6 protein-coding genes and 1 rRNA gene are annotated in these 6,320 nt (G+C 75.7%); 1 reads left to right on the top strand and 6 read right to left on the bottom strand.

The features are described 5' to 3' along the window. Positions 1–87, top strand: a 5S ribosomal RNA gene (rrf, locus tag ACFVU9_RS10185); the annotation flags it as partial. A 75-nt stretch (positions 88–162) separates the two neighbouring features. Here rrf and ACFVU9_RS10180 read toward each other — a convergent pair. From ACFVU9_RS10180 to ACFVU9_RS10155, 6 genes are all read right to left on the bottom strand, one after another. Continuing rightward, a complete protein-coding gene (locus ACFVU9_RS10180; RefSeq protein WP_380435445.1) occupies positions 163–669 on the bottom strand; it encodes a GNAT family N-acetyltransferase in 507 nt (168 codons plus the stop codon). A 105-nt stretch (positions 670–774) separates the two neighbouring features. Then, on the bottom strand, positions 775–2,085 hold the full coding sequence (locus tag ACFVU9_RS10175) for a DUF58 domain-containing protein (protein WP_387591841.1): 1,311 nt from the start codon (positions 2,083–2,085) through the stop codon (positions 775–777). Between the two features lie 41 nt (positions 2,086–2,126). Beyond that, positions 2,127–3,074, bottom strand: a complete 948-nt coding sequence (locus tag ACFVU9_RS10170; RefSeq protein WP_380435454.1) for an AAA family ATPase — start codon at positions 3,072–3,074, stop codon at positions 2,127–2,129. Between the two features lie 65 nt (positions 3,075–3,139). Beyond that, positions 3,140–4,357 (bottom strand): DUF4350 domain-containing protein, encoded by a 1,218-nt coding sequence (locus ACFVU9_RS10165; RefSeq protein WP_387591838.1) that lies wholly within the window; start codon positions 4,355–4,357, stop codon positions 3,140–3,142. Then, positions 4,354–5,025, bottom strand: a complete 672-nt coding sequence (locus ACFVU9_RS10160) for a DUF4129 domain-containing protein (protein ID WP_387591835.1) — start codon at positions 5,023–5,025, stop codon at positions 4,354–4,356. Before ACFVU9_RS10160 ends, ACFVU9_RS10165 begins: the two co-directional genes overlap by 4 nt. A gap of 5 nt (positions 5,026–5,030) precedes the next feature. Continuing rightward, positions 5,031–6,227 (bottom strand): hypothetical protein, encoded by a 1,197-nt coding sequence (locus ACFVU9_RS10155; protein ID WP_380435441.1) that lies wholly within the window; start codon positions 6,225–6,227, stop codon positions 5,031–5,033. Positions 6,228–6,320 lie beyond the last annotated feature (93 nt).

Below are 6,320 nucleotides of genomic sequence, written 5' to 3'. Positions count from 1 at the left end.
GGTTACATTCCGAACCCGGAAGCTAAGCCTCACAGCGCCGATGGTACTGCAGGGGGGACCCTGTGGGAGAGTAGGACGCCGCCGAACAATCATTCAAGAAAAGCCCCTGATCCATTCGGATCAGGGGCTTTTCGCATGTCCGGAGACTTTTCCGGGACGTTCTTACGGCTGCTGGATGACGTCGCGTTGGTACCAGGTGCCGGTCTTGCCGCCCAGGTCCGCCGGGCCGGCCGGGCCGACCGGGACGAATCCGGCTTTCGTCAGGACCTTCTGCGACGCGGTGTTCTCGTGTGAGGTGGCCGCCCGCAGTGTCCGCAGCCCGTACTGTGACGCCGCCAGTCGGCACAGCGTCAGCACCGTGGCCGTCGCCAGGCCGCGGCCGGCGGCGTGCCGGGCGACCCGGTAGCCGAGCTCTGCCGAGTGCTCCTCGTGCTCGATGTCGACCAGGTTGAACCTGCCGAGGACCGACCCGTCCTCGGCGAGGAGGACGTGGAACGCGCAGAGGCCGGATTCCTGTTCCGCCAGCAAGGCGCTGTAGCGGGCGGTGAATTGATCGAAGAAGTCGTCGCCGCGGTCGGAGATCGACGCCGCGAAGTAGGCGCGGTTCGCCAGCTCGAAGGCCAGGACGGCGGGGGAGTGTTCGGCGTGCAGCCGCTTCAGCTCGGGCATCGCCCGACTCTATGCGTCCGGGGCGTCCGTGCCACCCGGGTTTCCGCCGGGTCCGGAGCCGGAGCCGGAGCCGCGACCGGACCGCGACCGGGTCCGGGTCCGGGCTCAGAGGCGGCCGGCGGCCTTGAGGGCGAGGTAGGTGTCGGCGAGGGCCGGGGAGATCCTGCTCGGCAGGGCGTCGAGGACGGTGACGCCGCGTCGAGTGAGGCGCTCGGCGGTGCGGCGGCGGTCGGCGCGGGTCTGCTCCGCGGCGGCGGCGCCGTAGACGGCCTCGACGGTGCCGCGGCCGGCGGCGAGTTCGTCGAGACGGGGGTCGGCGACCGAGGCGAGCACCACCTCGTGGCGCTTCACGAGCTGCGGAAGCAGCGGGAGGAGACCCTCTTCGACCGTGCCCGCGTCGAGGCCGGTCAGCAGGACGATCAGGGAGCGGTGCGGTGCCATCCGCAGTGCGGTGGCGACCAGCGAGCGCATGTCGGTCTCGTAGAGCGCGGGTTCCAGGTAGGCCATGGCGTTGGTGAACGCGGGCAGGACCTCGCTGGGGGAGCGTCCGGCGACGGCGACGCGCGGGCGGAGGTCGTGGGCGAGCAGGTCGACGCGGTCGCCGGCGCGGGTGGCGAGTGCCGTGAGCAGGAGGGCGGCGTCGAGCGAGGCGTCCAGGCGCGGGGCGTCGCCGACGCGGCCGGCGGAGGTGCGGCCGGTGTCGAGGACGATCAGGATGTGGCGGTCGCGTTCGGGGCGCCAGGTGCGGACGGCGACGGTGTGGCGGCGGGCGCTGGCGCGCCAGTCGATGGAGCGGACGTCGTCGCCGGGCAGGTACTCGCGCAGGGAGTCGAACTCGGTGCCCTGGCCGCGGGTCAGCACCGAGGTCCGGCCGTCGAGTTCGCGCAGGCGGGCGAGCCGGGAGGGCAGGTGCTTGCGGCCGGCGAAGGGCGGCAGCGCGCGGACCGTCCAGGGGGCGAGGTGCGAGCTCTGACGGCCGGCCAGGCCGAGCGGGCCGAGGGAACGGATCGTCACCCGGTGGGCGTGGTGGTCGCCGCGGCGGGTCGGCACGAGGACGGTGGTGGCGCGGCGCCGTTCACCGCCGGGGACGGTCAGGGTGTGCCGGGAGGCGGCGCCGGCCATGCCGGGGCGCCAGGCGGACGGCGCCCAGGCGTCGCGGATCCGGGCCCGGAGGGGGCGGCCGGAGGGGTTGGTGACGGTCAGTTCGACCGGTGCCGGCTCGCCGAGGCGGACCGTGGTGGCGCCGCCGCGGCCGAGCCGGAGGCTGCGGACGGGGGCGGCGAGCACCAGGTCGGCGACGACGGCGAGCAGGACGGCGCCGGTGACGACGCCGATCCCGGTCCAGGACGGCAGCAGCAGGCCCACGACGAGCGCGCCGATCGCGGCGAGCAGGGCGGTTCGCCCGGTGAGGGCCATGCGGTGCGCTCCTTCGGGTACCCGGTGCGGGCGGGGTGGCTCTAGCGGGGGGCCGGCGTCTGGGCGAGGACGGCCTGGATGACGGAGTCGGCGGTGACGCCCTCCATCTCGGCCTCGGCGCGCAGCGCGACGCGGTGCCGCAGGGTGGGCAGGGCGAGTGCCTTGACGTCGTCCGGGGTGACGTAGTCGCGTCCGGCCAGCCAGGCCCACGCCCGGGAGGCGGCGAGCAGGGCCGTGGCGCCGCGGGGGGAGACGCCCATGGACAGGGACGGGGACTGCCGGGTGGCCCGGCAGAGGTCGACGATGTAGGCGAGGACCTCGGGGGAGACGGTCAGCTCGGCGATCTGCTCGCGCGCGGCGGCGAGGTGCTCGGGCCCGGCGACCGGGCGGACGCCGGCGGCGGCGAGGTCGCGCGGGTCGAAGCCGGCGGCGTGCCGCGAGAGGACCTGGAACTCCTGGTCGCGGTCGGGCAGCGGCAGGATCAGCTTGAGCAGGAAGCGGTCGAGCTGGGCCTCGGGCAGCGGGTAGGTGCCCTCGTACTCGACCGGGTTCTGCGTCGCGGCGACGAGGAACGGGACGGGCAGCGCGCGCGGTTCGCCGTCGACGGTGACCTGGCGCTCCTCCATGGCCTCCAGCAGGGCGGCCTGGGTCTTGGGCGGGGTGCGGTTGATCTCGTCGGCGAGCAGGAGGTTGGTGAAGACCGGGCCGGGCTGGAAGGAGAACTCGGCGGTGCGGGCGTCGTAGACCAGCGAGCCGGTGACGTCGCCGGGCATCAGGTCGGGGGTGAACTGGATGCGCTTGGTCTCCAGGCTGAGCGCGGTGGAGAGGGTGCGGACCAGCAGGGTCTTGGCGACTCCGGGGACGCCCTCCAGCAGGACGTGGCCGCCGCAGAGCAGGGCCACGACGAGGCCGGTGACGGCGGCGTCCTGGCCGACCACGGCCTTGCCGATCTCCGTGCGCAGGGCGGTCAGGGCCTGGCGCGGGTCGATGGTGGCGCCGGGGGTGGCGGGTGCCGTGCCGGAGGTGGGGTGGAGCTGGGCGGTGGCCTGTTCGGTCACGGCTTCCGTACCTGCCTTTCGAGGGCGTCGAGGTCGTCGGCGAGCCGCAGCAGCGCGGCGTCGTCGGTCGGGTCGGGGCCGTAGAGGAGGGCCCGCACGTCCCCGGCGGGGCGCGTGGTGAGGCGATCGGCGACGGCCGCGCAGAGTGCGTCGGGGTCGGGTGCGCCGGCGCTGAGCGGGACGCCCAGGGCGGGGGCGAGGCGGTGGGCGGCGGCCCGGCGCAGGGCGTCGGCGGCGCGACCGCGGGCCTTGGCCCGGTGGTAGAGGCGGGCGCGGCCCTCGGTGGTCTCGGCGGCGCGGACCACGACGGGCAGGTTCTCGCTGATCACCGGGCCGAGGCGGCGGGCGCGCCAGAGCGCGGCCAGGGCGGCGGCGATCGCGAGCTGCAGGGTGGCCCAGTGCCAGCCGGCCGGGATGAGGTCGGTGAAGCTGCGGCGGTCGGTGGTGTCGGCGGCCGGCGAGCTGTAGTCGGGCAGGTGCCAGGTGAGGTGCGGCTGGGAGCCGAGGAGGCCGAGGGCGAGGGAGGCGTTGCCGTCCTTGCCGAGCAGGTGGTTCTGCAGGAGGTCGGCGCTGCCGAGGACGATCGCGTCGCCGCTGGGGGTCGGGGCGCTGACCAGGGGGAATCCGTGGTTGCGCGGGTAGCAGCCGGTGCCGCGGCTGCCGCTGGTGTAGACGAAGCCGCCGATGCCGACGCTTCCGGCCCGCTCGGCCTCGGGGAGGTCGCAGCCCGGGTCCGTGCTGCGGACGGTGGCCCAGGCCGGGGCGCCGCGCTCGTCGCCCGCGCGGACGCCGGGGACGAGGGCGCTGAGGGCGGCCGGGCCGGGGGCTATGAGGACGAGCCGCTTGTGCCGGGCGGCGGCGATGGCGTGGAGCTGGTCGGCGTCGAGCAGGTCGGGCTCGGGGATGACGAGGGTGTCGTCGCCGGTGGGGCGGACGGTGGGATCGCCGGTGAGCGTGGCGGTGACGCCGCGCTGTTCGAGCAGGGCCACGACGGCGTGGGCGCCGTCCCCGTCGTAGGAGCGCGGGTCGAGCGGCGGGTAGCGGCGGTCCTGGCTCAGACCGGCGATGACGACGGTGCCGATGAGGAGGAAGGCGAGCGCCGCGAGGTACCAGCGGTAGCGGTGCCACAGGCCGCGGCCGGTGGGGGCCAGGCTGCTGGGGGCGTGGGCCGGTGCCGGCGGTTCGGTGGCGGGCGCGGGGGCGGTGGTCGTCATGCCGCGCCTCCCGGGGCCGGGTCGAGGGTCGGGCGGGTGCGTTCCAGCGCCCGGTCGAGGTCGTGGAGCGACTGGTAGGCGGCCTGGTCGGCGGTGCGCTCGCCGAAGGCGATGTCGTCGAAGGAGCGGGCGGCGGCGGCCAGCGCGGCGGCGTGTTCGGGCAGGGCCCGGCCGGCCTCGGCGGCGGCCTCGTCGGCGGTGCGGCCGGGGCGGGCGTCGAGGACGGTGCGCTCCTCCAGGGCACGGACGAGGGCGCGCAGCTGCTCGCGGACGGCGTCGGCCCACTGCCCCGCGGCGGCGTGGCGTTCGGCGTCGGCCCGGTGCTGGGCGGCGGTGCGCGGACCGGTCGTGCCGTACACGTCCAGGGCGGTGCGGGCGGCCCGCTTGGGTGCGCCAAGGCGCCACCACAGCGCGGCGGCGACCAGGACGGCGACGATCAGGAAGAAGACCAGGCCGGTGGTGCCGCTCGTACCGTTCCCGGAGATGGCGTCGAGCGCGTCGGAGAGGTGCTGGTTCAGCCAGTCCAGGACCCGCTTCACGAGGCTCGGGTCGTGCCGGTGGTAGTCGGCGTCGAGCAGTTCGTCGCGGGCGGCGTCGCGGGCCGGGTCACGCGGGACCGTGACCGGGGCGCCGCCCGCGGCGAGGAGCCTCTCCCCCCAGATCGGCATCCGGCTCAGAGCCTCGTCGGGTCGGCGCCGGCCTGGCCGCCCCAGCCGGTGCCGCCGTCCTCGGGCAGGCCGGCGGCGCGGGCGAGCTCGATGTCGAGGGCCTCGCGGCGGATCCGCTGGTCGACGTAGAGGAGAACGCCGATGCCCGCGGTGAAGGGCACGGTGAGGGTGGAGGCGATGACGCCGGCGATCGCCGTGGCGATCAGGAGGGCGACCGGCTGCTGCGTGGCGCCGCCGCTCTCCATCTGCTGCTGGAGGTCGCCGAGGCCGAGCACCAGGCCGATGACCGTGAACGGGACCGCGATGATCCCCGAGACGATGAAGGCGATGATCTGGCTGAGCACGGTGATGCCGCAGATCCGCCACCACGAGCCGCGCACGAGCCGGCGGGAGCGCGAGAGCGCCGTGATGACGCCCTGCTTCTCCAGCATCAGGGCGGGCGCGGCGAGGCTGAGCTGGATCCAGAGCCAGACCACGACGGGCAGGCTGAGCAGGCCGACGATCACCAGCAGCCCGACGATCGCGGGCGAGGCCGCACCGGCCGCCGCGTAGCCGATCAGCGGGCCGAAGCCGAGCACCATGACGCCGCCGGTGATCAGCCCCGTCAGCAGCGTGAGGCCGAGCAGCTGGAGCAGCTGGGCGCGGGCGCCGCGCCAGGCCTCCCGGATGGTGACGCTCTGGCCGAGGATCGCGCGGCTGACCACCACGGTGAGCAGGGCGGTCGCGATGACGCCGAGCAGCAGGTTGAGCGGCAGGCTGGCGAGCACGACGAGGACGGCGGTGAAGTCGCCGGTCTTGCCGCCGACCAGCAGCTGGGCGCCGACGCCGCCGACCTGCTGGAGCACGGCGATGCCCAGCGACAGGCCGAGCGCGGTGCGCCAGTGCTTGCGGATGGTGGAGACGGAGCCGTCGAGGAGCTCGCCGAGGCCGAGCGGGCGCAGCGGGATGACGCCGGGCTTGGGGCTCGGCGGGGCGCCCCAGCCGTAGGGGCCGTACGGGCCCTGCGGGCCGGGCGGCGGGCCGCCCCAGCCGTTGCGGGCGGGCGGGACCTGCGGGCCGCCCCAGGCGGGCGGCGGGACGGGGGCGCCCTGGGGCGGTGCCGACGGCCCGGGCACGCCGGCGGGAGCGTCGGCCGGGGGCCGGGCGTCGTCGCGGGGTGGCTCGGACGAGCCGGGCGAGGCCCAGCCCGGAGTGTCGGTCATCACTGCTCCTCGGAGGGCGTCCTGGGGGCGCGGTGCCGGGTGGATCTTCCACCCGCGCGCAGGCCCATCGTGCCATGGGGCGCCGACAGGCCC

Source organism: Kitasatospora sp. NPDC057936, from assembly GCF_042887525.1.
Lineage (GTDB): Bacteria > Actinomycetota > Actinomycetes > Streptomycetales > Streptomycetaceae > Kitasatospora.
Note: the sequence above shows the minus strand (reverse complement) of the source record. Positions and strands in the feature narration are given on the sequence as shown.